Annotated in this window: 18 protein-coding genes; 9 read left to right on the top strand and 9 right to left on the bottom strand. The window is 64.7% G+C overall.

Annotated elements, in window-relative coordinates:
* The first annotated feature begins 287 nt into the window (after nucleotides 1–287).
* The 4 genes from ACQR1H_RS09650 to ACQR1H_RS09635 all read left to right on the top strand — a co-directional run bounded on the left by ACQR1H_RS09650 (nucleotide 288) and on the right by ACQR1H_RS09635 (nucleotide 3,850).
* Complete coding sequence (locus tag ACQR1H_RS09650; protein ID WP_316182868.1) at nucleotides 288–1,400, top strand: ion transporter; 1,113 nt, start codon at nucleotides 288–290, stop codon at nucleotides 1,398–1,400.
* Complete coding sequence (locus tag ACQR1H_RS09645; RefSeq protein WP_434873389.1) at nucleotides 1,397–2,191, top strand: enoyl-CoA hydratase/isomerase family protein; 795 nt, start codon at nucleotides 1,397–1,399, stop codon at nucleotides 2,189–2,191. Before ACQR1H_RS09650 ends, ACQR1H_RS09645 begins: the two co-directional genes overlap by 4 nt.
* A gap of 158 nt (nucleotides 2,192–2,349) precedes the next feature.
* The gene (locus ACQR1H_RS09640; protein ID WP_316182866.1) at nucleotides 2,350–3,084 is read left to right on the top strand and encodes a helix-turn-helix transcriptional regulator; all 735 of its coding nucleotides are present in this window, start codon (nucleotides 2,350–2,352) and stop codon (nucleotides 3,082–3,084) included.
* 82 nt (nucleotides 3,085–3,166) lie between these two features.
* A complete protein-coding gene (locus tag ACQR1H_RS09635) occupies nucleotides 3,167–3,850 on the top strand; it encodes an acyl-homoserine-lactone synthase (protein WP_316182865.1) in 684 nt (227 codons plus the stop codon).
* Between the two features lie 636 nt (nucleotides 3,851–4,486).
* Here ACQR1H_RS09635 and ACQR1H_RS09630 read toward each other — a convergent pair.
* The 8 genes from ACQR1H_RS09630 to ACQR1H_RS09595 all read right to left on the bottom strand — a co-directional run bounded on the left by ACQR1H_RS09630 (nucleotide 4,487) and on the right by ACQR1H_RS09595 (nucleotide 13,733).
* The gene (locus tag ACQR1H_RS09630) at nucleotides 4,487–5,134 is read right to left on the bottom strand and encodes a nitroreductase (protein WP_434907549.1); all 648 of its coding nucleotides are present in this window, start codon (nucleotides 5,132–5,134) and stop codon (nucleotides 4,487–4,489) included.
* A 184-nt stretch (nucleotides 5,135–5,318) separates the two neighbouring features.
* Nucleotides 5,319–6,566 carry an acyl-CoA dehydrogenase gene (locus tag ACQR1H_RS09625; protein WP_434907475.1) on the bottom strand — a complete coding sequence of 416 codons (1,248 nt, stop codon included), beginning with the start codon at nucleotides 6,564–6,566 and terminating at the stop codon, nucleotides 5,319–5,321.
* Nucleotides 6,567–6,688: 122 nt separating this feature from the next.
* Nucleotides 6,689–7,933 (bottom strand): acyl-CoA dehydrogenase, encoded by a 1,245-nt coding sequence (locus ACQR1H_RS09620; RefSeq protein WP_434907474.1) that lies wholly within the window; start codon nucleotides 7,931–7,933, stop codon nucleotides 6,689–6,691.
* Between the two features lie 155 nt (nucleotides 7,934–8,088).
* A complete protein-coding gene (locus ACQR1H_RS09615; RefSeq protein WP_434907473.1) occupies nucleotides 8,089–9,216 on the bottom strand; it encodes an acyl-CoA dehydrogenase family protein in 1,128 nt (375 codons plus the stop codon).
* A gap of 135 nt (nucleotides 9,217–9,351) precedes the next feature.
* Nucleotides 9,352–11,220, bottom strand: a complete 1,869-nt coding sequence (locus ACQR1H_RS09610; RefSeq protein ID WP_434907472.1) for an AMP-binding protein — start codon at nucleotides 11,218–11,220, stop codon at nucleotides 9,352–9,354.
* Nucleotides 11,221–11,261: 41 nt separating this feature from the next.
* Nucleotides 11,262–12,068 (bottom strand): enoyl-CoA hydratase/isomerase family protein, encoded by an 807-nt coding sequence (locus tag ACQR1H_RS09605; protein ID WP_434892710.1) that lies wholly within the window; start codon nucleotides 12,066–12,068, stop codon nucleotides 11,262–11,264.
* Nucleotides 12,069–12,224: 156 nt separating this feature from the next.
* Entirely contained in the window at nucleotides 12,225–12,983 is a 759-nt protein-coding gene (locus ACQR1H_RS09600; protein WP_315805194.1) for an SDR family NAD(P)-dependent oxidoreductase, read from the bottom strand.
* A gap of 90 nt (nucleotides 12,984–13,073) precedes the next feature.
* A complete protein-coding gene (locus ACQR1H_RS09595; RefSeq protein ID WP_315805195.1) occupies nucleotides 13,074–13,733 on the bottom strand; it encodes a TetR family transcriptional regulator in 660 nt (219 codons plus the stop codon).
* 138 nt (nucleotides 13,734–13,871) lie between these two features.
* Here ACQR1H_RS09595 and ACQR1H_RS09590 point away from each other — a divergent pair, with 138 nt between their 5' ends.
* The 4 genes from ACQR1H_RS09590 to ACQR1H_RS09575 all read left to right on the top strand — a co-directional run bounded on the left by ACQR1H_RS09590 (nucleotide 13,872) and on the right by ACQR1H_RS09575 (nucleotide 18,536).
* Nucleotides 13,872–15,044 (top strand): acetyl-CoA C-acetyltransferase, encoded by a 1,173-nt coding sequence (locus tag ACQR1H_RS09590; RefSeq protein WP_315805196.1) that lies wholly within the window; start codon nucleotides 13,872–13,874, stop codon nucleotides 15,042–15,044.
* A 170-nt stretch (nucleotides 15,045–15,214) separates the two neighbouring features.
* Nucleotides 15,215–16,753, top strand: coding sequence for an acyl-CoA synthetase (locus ACQR1H_RS09585; protein ID WP_434890292.1), 1,539 nt, complete (start codon nucleotides 15,215–15,217; stop codon nucleotides 16,751–16,753).
* Between the two features lie 230 nt (nucleotides 16,754–16,983).
* Nucleotides 16,984–18,054, top strand: a complete 1,071-nt coding sequence (locus tag ACQR1H_RS09580; protein ID WP_315805270.1) for an alpha/beta fold hydrolase — start codon at nucleotides 16,984–16,986, stop codon at nucleotides 18,052–18,054.
* A gap of 95 nt (nucleotides 18,055–18,149) precedes the next feature.
* Entirely contained in the window at nucleotides 18,150–18,536 is a 387-nt protein-coding gene (locus ACQR1H_RS09575) for a hypothetical protein (RefSeq protein ID WP_316216414.1), read from the top strand.
* 73 nt (nucleotides 18,537–18,609) lie between these two features.
* Here ACQR1H_RS09575 and ACQR1H_RS09570 read toward each other — a convergent pair whose 3' ends face one another.
* Nucleotides 18,610–19,332, bottom strand: coding sequence for a hypothetical protein (locus tag ACQR1H_RS09570; protein ID WP_315805199.1), 723 nt, complete (start codon nucleotides 19,330–19,332; stop codon nucleotides 18,610–18,612).
* 201 nt (nucleotides 19,333–19,533) lie between these two features.
* Here ACQR1H_RS09570 and mbfA point away from each other — a divergent pair, with 201 nt between their 5' ends.
* Complete coding sequence (gene mbfA / locus ACQR1H_RS09565; RefSeq protein ID WP_315805200.1) at nucleotides 19,534–20,505, top strand: iron exporter MbfA; 972 nt, start codon at nucleotides 19,534–19,536, stop codon at nucleotides 20,503–20,505.
* Nucleotides 20,506–20,516 lie beyond the last annotated feature (11 nt).

The raw sequence follows: 20,516 nt of genomic DNA, 5'->3' as shown, positions 1-20,516 counted from the left end.
CAACCAGACTCTTGGGACGCAGGAGGGCGGACGCTCGGTTCCGGCCTCCTTTTGCCTAATTTAGCGTGTCCATGCCGACCTCTGATATACGGCGAACAGACGACGTTTGAACCGGTATTTGAGCCGACACTCAAAAATTCCCGCTCGAAGTAGGACGGCTTGGACCTGCCGGAGGCACCCGCGCAACCGACCGGCCCGCATCGTTGACGGGATTCCCCCGATCGGGGCACCTTGCCGCCGCCGCGATCTCCTGCGGCTCTGAGATCAGCGACCGACGCCCGCCAGCAATGACCAAACCGCAGCACCCTGCCCTGGCGGCATTTGTCACCGCGCTGGCCGGACGCAACATGACCAAGGCGGCCTTTGCGGCCGTGGCGCTCGGCATGAGCGCCATGGTGCTGTTGACGATGGACCCGGCCTACGAGGCCGGACGGCGCTGGATCATCGCCCTGCTGTGCGGATGCCTTGTCTTTTTCGTCGTCGAATGGGCGGTTCGGGTTCAGCAGGCGGCCCGGGCGCATCGCGTCGCCGCCTACCTCATGTCGGGCCGGGGACTGCTGGACACGATCTCCGCTCTCGCCGTGCCGACCGCGCTGGTCTCGGGCATGGAGGCACGCACGGCGTGGCTGCTGGCGGTCATCTGGGTGCTCAAGGTGATCCCCGGCGTGCCTGGCCTGCGCCGGCTCCGCCGGGTGCTGGTGTTGGAAGCGCGTCCGCTGCTGTCGGTGCTGGTGCTGTTCCTGGTGGTGCTGTTTGTCGGATCGGTCGCCGAATACGCGCTCGAACATGACGAGCAGCCGGCCACCTTCGGCAGCATTCCGTCCGCGCTGTGGTGGGCGGTCGTGACGCTGACCACCACGGGCTATGGCGACGTGGTGCCGGTCACGCCGCTCGGGCGGGTGGTCGCCGCCACGGTGATGATCTCCGGCCTCGGCGTGTTCGGCCTATGGACCGGCATCCTGGCGACCGGCTTCGCCGCGGAAACCCGGCGCGACAACTTTCTCAAGACCTGGGAATCAGTCAGCAAGGTACCGTTCTTCGCCAGCCTCGGGCCCTCGACGATCGCCGACGTCACGCAAATGCTGCGCACCATCGACCTGCCGCCCCGCGCCACCGTGATCCGCAAGGGCGAGCCGGGCGACTGCATGTATTTCATCGCCTCCGGCGAGGTCGAGGTCGACCTTCCCGGCAAGAAGGTCCGGCTCGGCGAGGGCGCGTTCTTCGGCGAGATGGCCTTGCTCGGGAACAACCTGCGCTCGGCCGACATCAGCACGACAGGGCTGTCGAAGCTGCTGGTCCTCGACCTCGTCGATTTCCGCGTGCTGATGGCACGCCACCCCGATCTGGCGCAGAGCATCGCTGCCGAGGCGCGGCGCCGAACCATGGAGAACAGGACATGACGACCGGACGGACCACCCAGGCCGATGACGCGCCGAGCATGCCGCTCCTCACCATCGACGGCGCCCGCGCCACCATTCGGCTCAATCGTCCGCGCCATCTCAACCGGCTCCAGCCGGAGGACCTCGCCGAGCTGCTGGCGCTGTTCGACCGGGTCGAGGCCAACGCCGCCTTGCGCGTGCTGGTCTTGACCGGCACCGGGCGGGCGTTCAGCGCCGGCTTCGACCTTGGCGCCATCGGCGCAACGCCGGCGGATAAGGCCGAGGCTTCCAGCCCGGCATTCGAGGAGGTCGTCGACCGGCTTGAGGACCTCGCTTTGCCGACGATCTGCCGGCTCAACGGCGGGGTCTATGGCGGCTCGACCGATCTGGCGCTGGCCTGCGATTTCCGGATCGGAGTCGATACCAGCGAGATGTTCATGCCGGCGGCGCGGCTCGGGCTGCACTATTACCCCAACGGCATCAAGCGCTACGTGTCCCGCCTCGGCGTCGATAATGCGAAGCGTCTGTTCCTGACGGCGGAGAAGATCGGCGCGGCCGAGATGCTGCGCATCGGCTATCTCACCGGCGTGGCGACGGCCGATGCGCTCGACGCGGAGGTCGACCGGCTGGCGGCCATTCTGACCGGCAACGCCCCGCAGGCCATGCGCGGCATGAAGCGCGCCATCAACGAGTTTGCACGCGGAGCCCTCGACGATGCGGCGGCTCGCCGCAGGCATCGGGACAGCATGAGCGGAGCCGAGATCCGCGAAGGTATGAAATCGTTTGCAGAGAAGAAAACACCGAAATTCTGAGCGCAGCCATGCTCCGAACTGATAAAATTTTGCATGCAAATTGCTGTATCCAGCCGGTGTTCTGACACACGCTCAACGAACTATCGACGTAAAGCCCCAATTTGCGGTTGACAGCTTTTTGTCCGTGGCTAGCTTGAACCACGGGCGGAGACTTTCACATGCAAGTGATGGACGCGTATTGGGGACGACGAGCTCTGGAGTACGTCGATGCGATCGAAGCGTCGAAGACCAGCGCGAGCGTGCTCTCCCAGTTCGAGAAGATGATCAGCGACCTGGGCTTTCACGCCTACATCATGGCCGGCGTGCCGACCTCGGGCCAATCGCTGCAGCAAACCATTCTCGCCAACGGCTGGCCGCGGGAATGGTTCGACATGTATGCGCGCGAGCAGTTTCACCGCTGCGATCCTATTCCGCGGCACTGCATCTCGACATTGAATCCATTCGCGTGGTCGGAGGCTCCCTACGACCGCGAGGACGAGCCCGGCGCGCATGAGGTGATGATGCGCGCGAAGGACTTCCGATTGAACGAAGGCTTCTGCGTCCCCATCCACTACGACGATGCCGTGGGCGCCGTCAGCCTTGCAGGCGAAAATCCGAATCTCGCTCCGGACGCGCGGGGCGCGCTGCACCTGATCAGCATCTTCACCCACAGCCGGCTGCGCGCGCTGGCGCGCTCGGCCGCGAGCAACCAGGGCCGACGCCTGTCGCGGATCGAGGCCGAGGTGCTGGGCTGGGCGGCGCGCGGCAAGACCGCGTGGGAGACGGCGCGCATCCTCGGCGTCTCCGAACGCAACGTCCGGTGGCATCTGGAAGAAGCGCAGCGCAAGCTAGCAACCAAGAACAAGACGGCGACGGTTGCGACCGCTCTTGTCAACGGCGAGATCTCGATCTGATCTGTCGTTTCTCCCACTGGATCAATTCGAGCGCATCGGCAATCTGCAAACCCCAATTTGATTCAGACGACCGGGGGTTTCGATGCCTGAGATTCATGTCGTTCGAAAAGATAATCGCGCTCTGTACGAGAAATATTTCGATTCGTATTACCGTCTGCGCCACGAGATCTACGTCAAGCAGCGCAAGTGGATGGCGCTCGATCGTCCGGACGGGCGCGAGATCGATCAGTTCGACACCGAGGATTCGGTCTATCTGTTCTGCATCGACAAGGGCCAGTTGATCGGCTCGATGCGCGCGGTGCCGACGCTGCTGCCGACGCTGATGAGCGACATCTTCCCGTATCTGAATCTGCGCGGCCCGATCCAGCGCCCCGACGTCTACGAGCTGTCGCGCATCTTCGTGATCCCGGAGCGCCGCGGCGAGCACGCCGGCCCGCGGGTCGACATGCTGCTGCTCACTGCAATCATGGAATACGGCATCTCGATCGGGCTGACCGGCTTTTCGATCGTGCTCGAAACCTGGTGGCTGCCGCGGTTCGAGAAGTGCGGCTGGAAAGCGCGGCCGCTCGGCGTACCTCACATGATGGACGGGATGTCGGTGATGGCCGTGCTCGTCGACTGCGATGAAACGACATGGAAGTCACTCTGCGAGCAGATCGGCCTGACGCGGCCGACGCTGACGTGGCAAGGGCTCGAAGACGTCAGCCGCCAGGCCCTGCCGGATATCTTTCTTCATCTTCCACCAGCCGCTCAGCCAGCGCAATGAGCTGTTCCCGGTGCCGCTTCAGCCTGAGCTTATGGAAGGCCTTCAAGAGGCGGTGACCAAGGAGCGTCGCCTCATCCACCTCGAGGGCATAAAGGTTGGACGGCGTGTTCATGGAATCCATCGCTGACACTTCAGGTTTCGAGCCGTGACTGAACCTTCAATCGAGAAGATCATCGAGCGTCTGCAATTTTGCATCGTTGACGCTCGGGCGATGCAACTCAAAATGTTAGAGAGAATTTTGTCAATATCATTGCTTGAAGCCCACGAGCTGAAGGAAAAGTGCGCGCCCAATTCGACAAACAGCAGCCATTAGCGCTCCTGCACCGACTCTCGCAACACGTCTGGTCCCCGTAGCAACGCGTCTCGGTTGGCGCATCACAGACACAAACTGTTGATTTCAGGGCGGCTTTCGATGTGAAGGTCGGACAGGAGAGCGCGCGCATCGTTGCCGAAACGCGCTTGCCGAACTCGGACGACACCTCGGCAAAATCATGGCGCCGCCGCCCGAGCTGCTCCTTGTTCAGCAAACTCGGTTTACAAAAATGGACTCGCGGGTCGTCTCGCCCTCCTCCGGAGTCCCGGATAACGGAACTCCACCGGCAAACAATAGGCGCGCGCGACCCCACGGACGGGACGTTATTTGTCGTGAAAGCGGACGGTCTCCGCGACCGTGGCGCGGCGGGTGCGGTAGGAGTTGGCCTTGTCACCGAGATCGGGATGGCCGAACGAGATGCCGCAGACCACCTTGCGGTCGGCGCCGAGCCCGAAGTGCTGCCGCACCACGTCGGAATGAAACGCCAGCGCCGCCTGCGGCACGGTGGCGATGCCGAGCGCCTGCGCCGCCAGCATGAAGCTGGTGACGTAGCCGCCGCAATCGATCGCGCCATAGGTGCCGAGCGCCTCGTCGCTGTGGATGATCGCCACATGCGGCGCGCCGAAGAAATTGTAGTTCTCCAGCGCCTGCCGGGCATAGCCCGCCTTGTCGCCGCGCGGGATGTCGAGCGCGTTGTAGAGCTGGAAACCGCTCTCGCGCCGCCGTTCGAGATAGACGCCGGTGTATTCGCGCGGGAAAGGAAAGTCGCCCGACGCCGCCTTGCCGCTGGCGGCCGCCGCATACATCACCTTCCGGAAAGCCTCGGTCGCCGCACCAGAGGTGATCTCGACGCGCCACGGCTGGCTGTTGCACCACGACGCGGTTTTCTGCGCCGCCGTCAGGATGCGCTCGATGGTGGCGCGCGGCACGGGCTCGGGCAGGAACCTGCGACAGGAGAAGCGCGCGGCCATCAGCTCTTCGAGAACGGTGATGGGAGTGGCCTGTGCGGCTGCGGCGTCAGCTTTCATTTATGGTTCTCACTACAACGGAGAAACGTCCCTTCATGATGAGGCGCGCAGCGCCGTCTCGAACCATGAGGCCCGGATATCGGCCTCATCCTTCGAGACGCTGCTGCGCAGCTCCTCAGGATGAGGGTTAGCTGCGCCCCTTGGTGGGCACCTTGTTGAACGGCACGTCCTTGTCGACCCGGATGTCACCGGGCAGACCGAGCACACGCTCGGCGATGATGTTGCGCAGGATCTCGTCGGTGCCGCCGGCAATGCGCATCGACGGCGAGGTCAGCAGCATCTGCTGGAATTGCCCCTGGTTCACCTCCTCGTCCGCACCGGTGAGCACACCCGCGGCGCCTTCGAGGTCCATCGCGTAGGTCGCGATGTCCTGCAGCATGACGCCGGCGACAAGCTTGCCGATCGAGTTTTCGGGACCCGGCCGGTCCCCCTTGGATAGCGCCGAGATCGCGCGGTAGCTCGTGTACTTCAATCCGCTCGCCTTGACCGCCCAGGAGGCGAGCTTCGAACGCGTGGCGCGGTCATCGATCGCCAAACCATTCTCGGTCATCAGGTTGGCGCAGAACTCGAACATCTCCGGGAAGCCCGTGGCGAGCCGCGCGCCGATCGACATGCGCTCGTTCATCAAGGTGGTGAGCGACACGTTCCAGCCGTCGCCGACCGCGCCGAGCCGCTGGCTGTCGGGGATCACCACGTCGGTGAAATAGACCTCGTTGAACTCCTGCATGCCGTTGGCCTGCTTGATCGGGCGGACCTCGACGCCCGGGCTCTTCATGTCCAGGAAGAACATCGTCAGGCCCTTGTGCTTGGGCACATTGGGGTCGGTGCGCGTGATCAGCAGGCCGTAGTCCGAGTAATGCGCACCCGATGTCCAGATCTTCTGGCCGTTGATGACCCAGTCGTCGCCGCGCTTCTCGGCGCGGGTGCGCAGGCCCGCGACATCCGAGCCGCCGGCGGGCTCGGAGAACAGCTGGCACCAGATCTCCTCGCCCGAGGCGAGCTTGGGCAGATAGCGCCGCTTATGCTCCTCGCTGCCATAGGCCATCACGGTCGGGCCGCACATGCCCTCGCCGATCTGGAACGGCTGCGTCAGCTTGCCATAGACGCCCTCCTCCTGCTGCCAGATCACGCGCTCGATCGGCGTAGCACCGCGGCCGCCATACGCTTTCGGCCAGTGCAGGCAGGCCCAGCCGGCATCGGACTTCTTCTTCTGCCAGGCCTTGCCGACCTCGACGATATCGGCGTGCTTGAGCCTGATGCGCCCGAGCGAGGAACTCGCGAGTTCGCCCTCCAGCTCCTTCGGCGCGTTGGCCGCGATCCAGGCGCGCGCGGTGTCGCGAAAGGCGGCTTCTTCAGGGGTATCGTCGAAGTTCATGATCTAACCTCGCTTCGTATGCGGAGGGCGGGTTGGCCGAAGGCGTAACCCGCCGCTTTGATCAGCATTGCACGAGCCAAGGGCGGGTTACGCTGCGCTAACCCGCCCTACGACTCCGCTTGCTAGGCACGTCCCTTGGTCGGCACCTTGTTGAACGGCACGTCCTTGTCGACCCGGATGTCACCGGGCAGGCCGAGCACGCGCTCGGCGATGATGTTGCGCATGATCTCGTCGGTTCCGCCTTCGACACGGGTGCCGGGCGCGCGCAGCAGCATCGCCTGGAATTTGCCCGCAAGCTCGGCCTCGGGACCGCTGAGCACGCCGGCCGCACCCTGCAGGTCGAGCGCGTAGGCTGCGACGTCCTGGATCATCGGTCCGGCGACCAGCTTACCGATCGAGTTCTCAGGTCCCGGCCGCTCGCCCTTCGACAGCGCCGAGATGGCGCGCATGCTGGTGTATTTCAGCCCGCTCGCCTTCACCGCCCAGTTCGCGAGCTTGGAGCGCACGTTGCGGTCCTCGATCGCGGGACGATCGTCCAGCATCAGGTTGGAGCAGAAGTCGAACAGCTCCGGGAAGCCGGTGGCGACGCCGGCGCCGATCGACATGCGCTCGTTCATCAAGGTGGTGAGCGCGACGTTCCAGCCGTCATCGACGGCGCCGAGCCGCTGCGAGTCCGGAATCACGACGTCGGTGAAATAGACCTCGTTGAAATCCGAGTGCCCGCTCGCCTGCTTGATCGGCCGGACCTCGACACCCGGGCTCTTCATGTCCAGGAAGAACATCGTCAGGCCCTTGTGCTTCGGCACGGTCGGATCGGTGCGCGTCAGCAGAATGCCGTAGTCGGAATAATGCGCCCCCGAGGTCCAGATCTTCTGGCCGTTGATCACCCAATCGTCGCCGCGCTTTTCGGCGCGGGTACGCAGGCCGGCGACGTCGGAGCCGCCGGCCGGCTCGGAGAACAGCTGGCACCATACCTTTTCGCCGGAGGCGAGCGGCGGCAGATACTGCCGCTTATGCTCCTCCGACGCGTAGGCCATCATGGTCGGCCCGCACATGCCGTGGCCGATGATGAACAGGCCGGAGAGCTTGCCGTAGGGCCCCTCCTCCTGCTGCCAGATCACGCGCTCGATCGGCGAGGCGCCGCGGCCGCCGTAGTCCTTCGGCCAATGCAGGCAGGCCCAGCCGGCATCCGCCTTCTTCTTCTGCCACGCCTTGGCAACCTCGAGAATGTTGGCGTTCTTCAGCGCGACGCGGCCGAGCGAGGTCGCGCGCAGCTCGTCTTCATACTGCTTCGGCGCGTTGGCGGCGATCCAGGCCCGCGCCTGGCTGCGAAACGCGGCCTCCTGCGGAGTGTCATCGAAGTTCATCGGCAAGCCTCTCATCTCGTAGGGTGGGCGAAGGCGCAACGCGCCGTGGCCACCGATTCAATCCTGCGCCACCGATGGTGGGCACGCTTCCGCCTTCGCCCTTTGGGCTTCGTCGGACAAGTCGCTTTGCCCACCCTACGGATTCCCATCGTGCGTCACGCCGCATTGCGCTTGCGCATGCGGTCGATCAGCTGGTCCTCCCAATAGGACAGGCTGCCGAGACCGAGCGCGAGCGCGTTGGCGCGGCGGTAGTACATGTGGCAGTCGAACTCCCAGGTGAAGCCCATGCCGCCATGGACCTGGATGTTGTTCTTGGCGCAGTGCTGGAACGCCTGCGTCGCGCTGATGCGCGCCGAGGCCGCGGCTTCAGGCAGCTCCGGGGCGTTGGTCGAGAGCGCCCAGGCGCCGTAGTAGGAATTCGAGCGCGCCAGGGTCGCCGACACATACATGTCGGCCAGCATGTGCTTGACCGCCTGGAACGAGCCGATCGGACGGCCGAAGGCGATGCGATCGAGCGCGTAGTCGCGGCCCATCTCCAGCGCGCGGTCGGAGCCGCCGACCTGCTCGAACGCCGTCAGCACCGCGGCGCGGTCGAGCACCTGGGTGATGATGCTCCAGCCCTCGCCGGCGGCGCCGAGCGGCTCCGCCTTGCAGTTATTGAAGGTGAGCTCGGCCTGGCCGCGCGTCGGATCGAGATTGGTCAGCGCCTTGGCTTCGACGCCGCCCGCCTTGGTGTCGACCAGGAACAGCGAGATGTCGCTGTCGCGGCCGGTCGAGCCGGTACGCGCGGCGACGATGACGAGATCGGCGATGGCGCCGTCGGCGACCGGCTTTTTGCTGCCGTTGAGCACACCGTTGGCAGCCTCGAGCCTGATCGCCTTCGGCGACGGATTGCCGGTGCCCTCGAACAGCGCCAAGGTGCCGATCGTCTCGCCGCTCGCGATCTTCGGCAGCCAGGCCTGCTTCTGCGCATCGCTGCCGGCTAGCATCAGCGCCTCCGCGGCAAGATACACGGTCGATGAGAACGGCACCGGCGCCAGCGCGCGGCCGACCTCCTCGGCGATCACGCAAAGCTCGAGATGGCCGGCGCCCGCACCGCCATACTCCTCCGGAATGGCGACGCCGAGGAAGCCCATCTCGGCAAAGCCTTTCCACAGCGCGCGGTCATACGGCTCCTTGCCGTCGAGCACGACGCGCACCGCCTTGGGCGGGCACTTCTCGGCGAGGAATTTCCGCGCCTGGTCCCGCAACTGCTTCTGGTCGTCGGAGAAATCGAAGTTCATGGCCTCACCTGCTTCCTGATCGTCATTCCGGGGCGATGCGCAGCATCGAACCCGGAATCTCGATCTGATTCATCTCTGGATTCCGGGTTCACTCGCTTCGCGAGTGCCCCGGAATGACGGTTCTAAAATTCCGCATCACAGCACGATCACGTCGCTGTCGGGCTTGGCCGCATAAAGCCGCTCGACCAGCGCGGCGCGGCGCTCGAGGCCGGCGCGCTGGTTGATGTAGCCTTTGTCGGTCAGCTCGTGCCCGTCGATCGACGGCGGCTCGACCATCAGCATGACACGGGCGATCCGCCGGCTGCTCGCGCCTTCGCAGTCCTTGTTGTGCGCCTGAAGGCCGCGGCGGACGCAGTCGATGACCCCTGGATGCTTCACCACATCCTCGAACGTCGCATTGGGATCGCCGACCAACTGGCGGCAGGCGTGCAGATTGGGCCAAGCCAGGAGACCAACATATTCGCGGTCCTGCCCGGTCACCAGTGCATCGTGGATCGCCGGTGTTGCGGCTGCGATCGCATCGGTGCGCAGCGAGCCGACATGGACGAAGGTGCCGGTCGTGAGCTTGAAATCCTCGACCACGCGGCCGGCGAAGATGATGCCTTGCGCCGGATCGTTGGGATCGACGAATACGCCGGCATCGCCGATGCAGTAGAATCCCTCCTCGTCGAACGCCTTCCTCGTCAGCTCCGGCTGACCGAAATAGCCAGGCATCACGTTGATGCCGCGCAGGCGCAGCTCGTATTTGTCGCCGGTCGGCACCATCTTCAGCTCGACGCCGGGGAATGGCAGGCCGATCAGGCCAACGCGCTCGGTGTTCCAATAGGTGCCGGTCGAGGTCGGCGCGGTCTCGGTCGAGCCCCAGCCGGTGTAGAACACGATGCGCTCACCGGTGGTCTTCACCGCCAGCGCCTGCATGCGCTCATAGAGATCGTCCGGCAGCCGCGCGCCGCCATAGGCCATGATGCCCAGATCCTTGAAGAACGAGCGGCACAGCGCGTCGTCCTTCTCCATCGCCGCCGCCAGCGCCGCATAGCCGGCGGGCACATTGGCGTAATAGGTCGGCGACACCTCGCGCAGGTTCCGGATGGTTTCGTCGAACATGCCGGGCATCGGCCGTCCGTCGTCGATGTACAGCGTGCCGCCCTCGATCAACAGCGGATTGAACAGCGCATTGCCGCCCATGGTGTGATTCCACGGCATCCAGTCGAGCACCGTGGAGATCGGCGCCTCCGGTCCACGCGGCCGCGTCTGCATCATCATCGCCGCATTGGCGCACATCATGCGCTGGGTGTTGATGACCGCCTTGGGCATGCCGGTCGAGCCGGAGGTGAACAGCAGCTTGCCGACCGTGTCCGGTGTGATCTGCGCAATCGACGCGTCGACCGCGCCGGTGATCGGCGTCGCGGCGAGATCAGCGAAGCTGATGCTCGCAACGCCCTCGCACGGACGCGCGACATGAACGACGGTGACGCCGTCGAGATCGAGCGCCTTCAGCGCCTTCTCGAAGGTCGGGCCGTCCTGCACCATGACCACGCCCGGCTTCACCAGTCCGAACAGGTATTTCAGCTTGAGGTGATCGTGACTCATCAACGAGTAGGCCGGAGACACTGGCGCCGCCGGCGACCGTGCCTGCATGGCCGCGAACGTCATCAGCGCATGCTCGATCGAATTGCCGGAGAGGATCGCGACGGGACGGCCGTCCAGCCTCAAATTGAGCAGGCCCTGCGTCAGCCCATCGACCGTGCGTTTGGCCTCGGCATAGGACAGCTTGCGCCATTGCCGCTCGGCCCCGCTGCGTTGCGCGAGCCAGGTCCGCGTCGGCGCCTCCTTGGCCCAGCGGGCGAGCGGCGCCGCCAGATGCGGCTCATAGGCCTGCAGCGGAATGCGCGACTTGATGATGATCGTGCCGTCAGTGCGGCGCTCGACGTCGATGTCGCGCGCCAGCCAGTTGACCTCGCGGAATGCCGGCTTCTCCAACACCTTCGCTGCCGTCCCGTCCATTTTGCGTCTCCCGAAATATCGTCCTTTGCGGATCTTGATATCTAGCGGTTGGTATAGACCGGCTTTCGCTTCTCGAGGAAGGCTGTAATGCCTTCCTTGAAATCCTCCGAGCGGCTGCACAGCACCTGGTTGCGATCTTCCATCGCGATGACGGCTTCGATCGACGACGCATCGACGCTCATGTTGAGACATTCCTTCGACAGTCGAAGTCCGACCGGCGAGGCCGTCATCATCGCGTCGACGAACGGCGCGGCCGCGTTCTCGAGCATATCGTCCTCGACGATCTCCGACACCAGGCCGACCATGAGCGCGCGCTCGGCGCCGATGAAGCGGCCGGTGAGGATCAGCTCCGATGCGACGGAGACGCCGACGAGGCGCGGCAGGAAGTAGCTGGTGCCGATGTCGCAGCCCCCCAGGCCGAGCTTGATGAAGGCACAGTTCATCCGCGCCGAGCGCGCGGCGATGCGGATATCGGCCGCGAGCGCCAGCGCGAAGCCGCCGCCGGCCGCCGCGCCCTGCACCAGCGCAATGATCGGCTGCGGGCAGCGCCGCATCAGCATCACGATGTCGGCGATGCGCCGCTGCGAGTCCAGGGATTCGGTCACGTTCGGCGGCTCGTTGACACCGCCGCGCCGCTGCATCGCAGCCTTGAGATCGAGCCCTGCGCAGAAATTCTTGCCGGCCCCCTTGAGCACGACGACGCGCGTGGTCCGGTTGCGCTGCAGGCTTTCAAAGTAGGTATTGAGCGCATCGATCAACGCGGGATCGAGCGCGTTCAGGCTCTCCGGACGATTGAGCGTCACCCGGTCGACACCATTGTCGTGTTCGATCAGCAGCGGTTGGGACATGGCGCGCGCTCCAGCCTCAGTGTCATCCCGGCGAACGCCGGGATCCATAGCCACCGGCCTGATTGGTTAGAGCGCGGCGTCTGCCAGAGTGCCTCTCACAGACGCCGCGGAGTATGGGTCCCGGCTCAAGGCCGGGACGACAGCGGAGAATGCCGCCTAGCGCGGGGCCATGCGGATGGCGCCGTCGAGGCGGATGGTCTCGCCGTTCAGCATCGGGTTCTCGACGATGTGGACGGCGAGGTTGCCGTACTCGGAGGCGTCGCCGAGCCGGGCCGGATGCGGCACCTGGGCGCCCAGGCTCTTGCGGGCCTCTTCGTTCAGGCCCATCAGCAGCGGTGTCAGGAACAGGCCGGGCGCGATGGTGTTGACGCGGATCTTCTGGCTGGCGAGATCGCGCGCGGCAGGCAGGGTCAGGCCGACGACACCACCCTTCGACGCCGAATAGGCGATCTGGCCGATCTGGCCTTCATAGGCCGCGACGCTCGCAGTGTTGATGGCGACGCCGCGCTCCTCGCCGATCGGCTCGGCGGTGACGAGGCGCTCGGCGAACAGGCGCAGCACGTTGAAGGTGCCGATCAGGTTGACGTTGATGATGCGCGCGAACTTGGCGAGCGGATAGACGCCGTCCTTGCCAACGATGCGCTGCGAGCCGCCGATGCCGGCGCAGTTGACCAGCACGCGCGCGATGCCGTGGGCGGCTTCGGCCTTGGCGATGCCGGCCTTGACCTGCTCCTCGTCGGTGACGTCGGCATGAATGGCGACGCCGTTGAGCTCGGCCGCCACCTTCTCCGCGTTCTCCTTGCTCTGGTCGAGCACGGCGATCTTCGCGCCCTTGGCGGCCATGGCGCGCGCCGTGGCGGCGCCGAGGCCCGAGCCACCGCCGGTGATCAGAACGGCAACGTTGTTGAGTTGCATGGTGCGTTTCCTCCGTTTGTTTGTTGTTGGCGAATGGCGAGTAGGGAGTAGCGAACAGGGAAGGTAGGGCATCCCCCTATTCGCTACTCCCTATTCGCCATTCGCACGTTTCAATATGCCGCCGCAGATCAGCGCCTCCATATGGGCGATGTACTGGCGGCAGACGTCATCGGTGACGGGGCCGACGCCGATCGCGCGAGACATGGCGTGGCGGCCGAAGAACAAATGATCGCAGGCGCCGATCAGGCTGGTGTAGAACAGCACCGGGTCGACGGCGCGGAAGTCGCCCTCGGCGACGCCCTGCTCGATCAGCCTGTGATGGAAATCGAGCAGCGGGGCCACGAAGAACTTCGACACCTCGTCGGCCGCTTCGGCGCTGCTCTCGTGCAGCAGATAATGGATCAGCCGGTTCATGTAGGGAAACCGGTGATAGGCGCGGATGATGCCGCTGATGTGCAGCTTCAGCTTGGCCGTCGGCGGCAGCGGCTGCGCCAGCAGATATTCGAGATTGGCGACCTCGGTCGCGGCGTCACGGGCGAGCAGCGCCAGCAGCAGGCCGTCCTTGTTGCCGAAATGGTATTTGACCAGCGCAGCGTTTGCCCCGGACTTCTGCGCGATGTCGCTCAGCGAGATCTCGATCGAGGACCTCGCGATCATCAGCTCGCTGGCGGCGTCCAGCAGCTTCTCTGCTGTCGCATTCCGCCCCGCGGGAAGTTTCTCCGGCACACTGTTCTGAAGCTGGGGTCCCAAGACATGTCTCGCGCTTGATCGAGGCAGATAAGCCGAAGCCGGAGTTGATCTCAAGAGTTAATTGATCGATTGACTAAGGCTCAATCGCGCATTTAAATCGCAGCCAATCACGAACACCAAGTCTAGGGAGGACACGTCATGGCGGAAGCCTACATCGTCGCGGCTGCACGCACGGCCGGCGGCCGCAAGGGAGGCCGCCTGGCCGGCTGGCATCCGGCCGACCTCGCTGCGAAGGTGCTGGACGCGCTGGTCGAGCGCTCCGGCGCCGCGCCGGACCAGGTCGAGGACGTGATCATGGGCTGCGTGATGCAGACCGGCGAGCAGTCGAACAACATCGCGCGCAATGCGGTGATGGCCTCGAAGCTGCCGGAGAGCGTGCCTGGCACTTCGATCGACCGGCAGTGCGGCTCGTCGCAGCAGGCGCTGCATTTCGCCGCGCAGGCAGTGATGTCGGGCGCGATGGATGTCGTGATCGCCGCCGGCGTGGAGTCGATGACCCGGGTGCCGATGGGTCTCTCCTCCACGCTTCCGGCGAAGAACGGCTTCGGACACTACAAGAGCCCTGGCATCGAGAGCCGCTATCCGAACATCCAGTTCAGCCAGTTCACCGGCGCGGAAATGATGGCGGAGAAGTACGGTCTCTCCAAGGATGAGCTCGACGAATACGCCTATAACAGCCATCAGCGCGCGATTGCCGCCACGCAGGCAGGCCACTTCAAGGACGAGATCATCCCGCTCGAGATCGTCAGGGCCGACGGCTCGACCGACACCCATCACATCGACGAAGGCATCCGCTTCGATGTCACCCTCGACGGCATCAAGGGCGTCAAGCTGATCGCCGAGAACGGCAAGCTCAGCGCGGCGACCGCGAGCCAGATCTGCGACGGCGCCTCGGGCGTGATGGTCGTCAACGAGCGCGGCCTGAAGTCGCTCGGCGTCAAGCCAATCGCCCGTGTCCACCACATGACGATGATGGGCGGCGATCCCGTGATCATGCTGGAGGCGCCGCTGCCGGCCACGCAGCGCGCGCTGCAGAAGGCCGGCATGTCGATCGACGACATCGACCTCTACGAGGTCAACGAGGCATTCGCTTCCGTGCCGACCGCGTGGCTGAAGACCACTGGCGCCGATCCCAGCCGGCTCAACGTCAATGGCGGCGCGATCGCGCTCGGCCATCCGCTCGGCGGCTCCGGCACCAAGCTGATGACCACGCTGCTGCATGCGCTGAAGCAGCGCAACAAGCGCTACGGCCTGCAGACCATGTGCGAAGGCGGCGGCATGGCGAATGTGACGATCGTCGAGCGGCTGTAAGTCGCGCCCCAATAACGGTGTCGTCCCGGCGAACGCCGGGACCCATAGCCACCGAATTGAATGTCGGGCGAGCTGGAGCCACAGCTCGCTCTCACCACAGGCCCCTGTGGTTATGGGTCCCGGCTCAAGGCCGGGACGACACCATTTTCCTAATTTAGCGGTGAGCCCTCATGACCCACCCCTCCATTCACGCCAAGAACCATCCGGACAAGATCGCCTATCAGATGGCCGGCACCGGCAAGGCCATCACCTATCGCGAGCTCGACGAGCTCTCGAACCAGGGCGCGCAGTTGTTCCGCGCGCTGGGTCTGAAGGCCGGCGATCACGTCGCCTTCCTGATGGAGAACCGGCTCGCCTTCATGGAGATCGCCTGGGCCGCGCAGCGCTCCGGCCTCTACTACACCGCGATCAGCCGCTATCTCACCAAGGACGAGATCGCCTACATCATCAGGGATTGCGGCGCCAAGGTCTTCATCACCTCGCCGAAATGCGCCGAGCAGGTGCGCGATCTCGCGACCGCCAAGGACGGTCCGCTGTTCTTCATGGTCGACGAGCCCGAGCCGGGCTTCCGCTCCTGGGACAAGGAGGCCGGCGCCCAGCCCAAGACGCCGATCCCCGACCAGGTCGCCGGTTACGACATGCTGTATTCGTCGGGCACCACCGGGCGTCCCAAGGGCATCAAGAAGGATTTCGAAGGCAATCCGATCGATCAGCCCAACCAGTTCCTGCGCGTGCTCTGCGCCGACATGTGCGGCATGAATGCCGAGAGCATCTACCTGTCGCCGGCGCCGCTCTATCATGCAGCTCCCTTGCGCTTCAACATGATGGTCTCGGTGCTCGGCGGCACCTCCATCATCATGGAGCATTTCGACGCCGAGGAGTTCCTGAAACTCGTCGAGAAATACAAGGTCACGCAGTCGCAGCTGGTGCCGACCATGTTCGTGCGCATGCTGAAGCTGCCGGAGGACGTCCGCAAGAGCTATGACGTCTCGACCTTGAAGGGCGCGATCCATGCTGCGGCACCCTGCCCGGTCGACGTCAAGGCCAGGATGATCGAGTGGTGGGGGCCGATCCTGATCGAGTATTATGCGGGCTCCGAGGGCAACGGCGTCACCGTGTGCACCTCGAAGCAGTGGCTGGAGCATCGCGGCAGCGTCGGGCGTGCCGTGGTCGGCAAGATCAAGATCCTCGGCGAAGACGATCAGGAGATGCCGACCGGCGAGATCGGCACGGTCTATTTCGCCGACGCGCCGGTGTTCTCCTATCACAACGATCCGGAGAAGACGAAGCGCGCCTACAACGACAAGGGATGGTCAACGCTCGGCGACGTCGGCTATCTCGATGCCGACGGCTTTCTCCATCTGACCGACCGCAAGTCCTACATGATCATCTCCGGCGGCGTGAACATCTACCCGCAGGAGACCGAGGACGTCCTCATCACGCATCCCGACGTCGCCGATGTCGCCGTGTTCGGCGTGCCGAACGAGGAGATGGGCGAGGAGGTCAAGGCGGTGGTGCAGCCACACGACATGGCGCGCGCCGGCAAGGAGCTCGAGCAGCAATTGATGCTGTTCTGCCGCCAGCATCTGTCACCGATCAAATGCCCGCGCTCGATCGACTTCGAGCCGGAGCTGCCGCGCACACCGACCGGAAAGCTGGTCAAGCGGCACCTGCGCGAGCGCTATTGGCCGAAGAAGGGCGCGGCTTAGCCCCACCAACGGTGTCGTCCCGGCCTTGAGCCGGGACCTATAGTCACCGTCTTGAGTTTTGCGAAGGCTGGAGCGGCCAGTCAGCCTCACCACATTGTCCTGTGGTTATGGGTCCCGGCGTTCGCCGGGACGACGTGAGGAGAGTACACGACGTGTCTCAGTCTCTTCCCCCGCTCCCCCTTCCGCCCACCATCCGCTCGCGCTTCGTCGACGGCATCAACGGCCTGCGCATGCATGTGCTGGAAGCCGGGTTCGAGACGCCCGGCCGTCCCTGCGTGCTGCTGCTGCACGGCTTTCCCGAGCTCGCCTATAGCTGGCGCAAGGTGATGCCGGCGCTGGCGGCGGCCGGCTATCACGTGCTGGCGCCGGACCAGCGCGGCTATGGCCGCACCACGGGTTGGAGCGCGGACTATGACGGTGATCTCGCGCCGTTTCGATTCACCAATCTGGTCCGTGATGCGCTCGGCGTGGTCTATGCCTTCGGCCATCGCCATGTCGCTTCCGTCATCGGCCACGACTTCGGCAGCCCCGTCGCGGCGTGGTGCGCTGTGATCCGCCCCGATGTCTTCCGGTCGGTCGTGATGATGAGCGCACCGTTTCCCGGGCCACCCGCAGCGCCGTTCGACATCGCCAGCCAGCCCCTCGCGCCGCAATCGGATCCGGTGCATCGCGAACTGGCGGCGCTGCCGCGGCCGCGCAAGCACTATCAATGGTACTACGCGACGCGGCAGGCCAGTACGGACATGCATCGCGCGCCGCAGGGGCTGCATGATTTCCTGCGCGCCTATTATCATCACAAGAGTGCGGACTGGGCAGGCAACGTCCCTTACCCCCTGCAGGCCTGGGACGCGACCGAGCTCGCCAAGCTGCCGACCTACTACGTAATGGACCTCGGCAAGACGATGGCCGAGACCGCCGCCGAGGAGATGCCTGACGCGGCGGCGATCGCGGCCAATCGCTGGCTGCCTGACAGCGAGCTCGCGGTCTATACCGCCGAATATGAACGGACCGGCTTCCAGGGCGCGCTGCAATGGTATCGCTGCGGCACGTCTGGCCTGTTCGAAGCGGAATTGCAGACGTGGTCGGATCGCACCATCGACGTTCCGTCTGCATTCATCTCCGGCCTGCAAGACTGGGGCATCTACCAACGGCCCGGCGTGTTCGAATCGATGCAATCCCGAGTGTGCACCAACATGATGCTGTGCGAGCTGATCGATCGCGCCGGTCATTGGGTGCAGCAGGAGCAACATGAACGAGTCCATGAGCTCCTGTTAACGTTCCTGAACAGATCGACAGCCTGATTTCGGACGCCGTTCCGACGTATTAGGCGAATCGAGGAACGAACATTCGGGGTTGACGTTTCCGCATCCGGGCAATGCGCATCAGGAGATGATTTATGGATAAGAAGATCGCAGGCTTGTTGGGCGCCGTCGCCGCTGTCGGCGCGCTCGGCACGGTGCAGGCGTCGGCGGCTCCGGCCCCGACCGATGTCCTGAAGGCCAATTCCTACGCCGACCTGCTCGAGCCGATCCCCGATGCCGCCAGGGTGCTGCAGGCGCTCGACGAGCAGGGACCGCCGGCGGCCGAGCCGAAGGTGCAGCTCGCGCAGTGGTACCATCACCACCATCATCATCACCATCACCACCATGGCTATTGGCGCGGCTATGGCTACGGCCCCGGCTATGGGTACGGCTACGGCCCCCGGGTCTATGTGGTGCCGCGCCGGTACTACCATCACCACCACCATCATCACCATCACCACTGGTACTACGATCGCTATTGATCGTTGAGAGGTGACAGCTCGGGGGGCGCCGACCGTGAGGTCGGCGCTCTTTCGTTTGAGGAAGACGGAAGGGTCAGGCCTTGCGCGCCTTGTCCTTTGCCGCGCGATGCAGATGGCGATAGGTGCCGTCGAACACAGTGTCGGTGCTGGACACCCATTCGGTCTCCTTGGCGAGCACGGGCCGGCTGGCGTGGATGCGGCGTGACTGCAGCTCGCGCTCGGCTGCCTCGTCCGGGCTCATCGGCTCCACCGTGAAGTTCGCCTCCTCCGGAATCACGATCACCTGCGCGAACGGCTCGCCCGGACGGAAGATATGCGTCCGCCCTTCCGCGGGCGCCTTGAAGACGCAGAAGAACAGCATGGGCCAGAAATTGCGCACCAGCGCCGGCACCGCGATCGGGCAGGTATCGCTGCGATCGGTGTAGAAGCGCGGATGCGGCTCGGTCCGGATCGCGAAACCCTTGGGCACCTTGAGATCGAGCAGGATCTGGTAGGTGTAGAAGGCATCGCCGAAATTGCGGAATGGCGGCCATTGCAAGCTCGGGCTCGGCGGCTCGCCCCAGTCGCCGGACAGTTCGAGCTTGCCGTCGCGCGTGGTGACCTGCAGCTCGAAGTCGTAGGGATAAAACAGCTCGATGCCATATTGCGCACCTTCCGAGAATGGTACGCAATGCCAGACCTGCTCATGCGAGCCATTCGCGCGCGGCTGGCGTTCGCCTGCCCAGCCCGGGATATCCATCCGGGTGCGGCGCGGCGCCAACCCTGGATCGTTGAGCCGGTATTTGACGCTGTCCATTGGAACTCCTTAGGTGGCTGAGCGGAACGCGAACGACGGACTATCCTCGCAGTTCCATGACTGGAGCTTGAATGCGGGGTCACGAAAGCGTTCGCGACCAATCGGCGGCCGGAGTTTGACCGCGGTGCGGCAAATCCATATAGACTTTAGAAACGTTCTAAACAGCCGAATGTTGAGAGCGAGAGATCCGGGGACCTTGGAATGAAGAACTTCGCCGACCTCACCGAGCGCGAGATCCTGGCAATCGCGATCTCGGCCGAAGAGGAAGACGGCCGCATCTATATGAGCTTCGCGGAGGATCTGGCGGAACGCTATCCGGATTCGGCCAAGCTGTTCGAGCAGATGGCCGAGGAGGAGAAGGGCCACCGCCACATGCTGCTCGAGCTCTATGAGGAGCGCTTCGGCAAGAACCTGCCGCCGATCCGGCGCGAGAACGTCAAGGGCTTCCTGCAGCGCCGGCCGATCTGGCTGACCAAGAACCTGTCGCTCGACGCCATCCGCCGCGAGGTCGGCACGATGGAGTTCGAGGCCGAGCGCTTCTACGCCAAGGCCGCTGAGCAGGCCAAGGATGTCGGCGTGCGCCGGCTGCTCGGCGATCTCGCCGAGGCCGAGAAGGGCCACGAGAAGGTTGCGGCGAAACTGACCGACAAGATCCTCAGTCCGGACGTCCGGCACAAGGAGGATGAGACGCGGCGGCGCGTGTTCGTGCTGCAATATGTCCAGCCCGGTCTCGCCGGCCTGATGGACGGCTCGGTGTCGACCTTGGCGCCGCTGTTCGCCGCCGCCTTCGCCACGCATCAGAACTTCCAGACCTTCCTGGTCGGCCTTGCCGCCTCGATCGGCGCCGGCATCAGCATGGGCTTTGCCGAGGCGCTGTCCGACGACGGCTCACTGACGGGACGCGGCTCGCCGTGGCTGCGCGGCGCCGTCTGCGGCGCGATGACGACGCTCGGCGGACTGGGGCACACGATGCCCTATCTCGTCCCGGACTCCTGGACCAACGCGTTCTGGATCGCGACCGCGATCGCGAGCCTCGTGGTGTTCTTCGAGCTGTGGGCGATCGCCTATATCCGCGCGCGCTACATGGACACGCCGTTCCTGCAGGCGGTGTTCCAGATCGTGCTCGGCGGCATCATCGTGCTCGGCGTCGGAATTCTCATAGGAGCGGCCTAGCCTCCGCACCC

It is taken from the genome of Bradyrhizobium sp. HKCCYLRH2015 (assembly GCF_051168215.1).
Taxonomy (GTDB): Bacteria; Pseudomonadota; Alphaproteobacteria; order Rhizobiales; family Xanthobacteraceae; genus Bradyrhizobium.
Note: the sequence above shows the minus strand (reverse complement) of the source record. Positions and strands in the feature narration are given on the sequence as shown.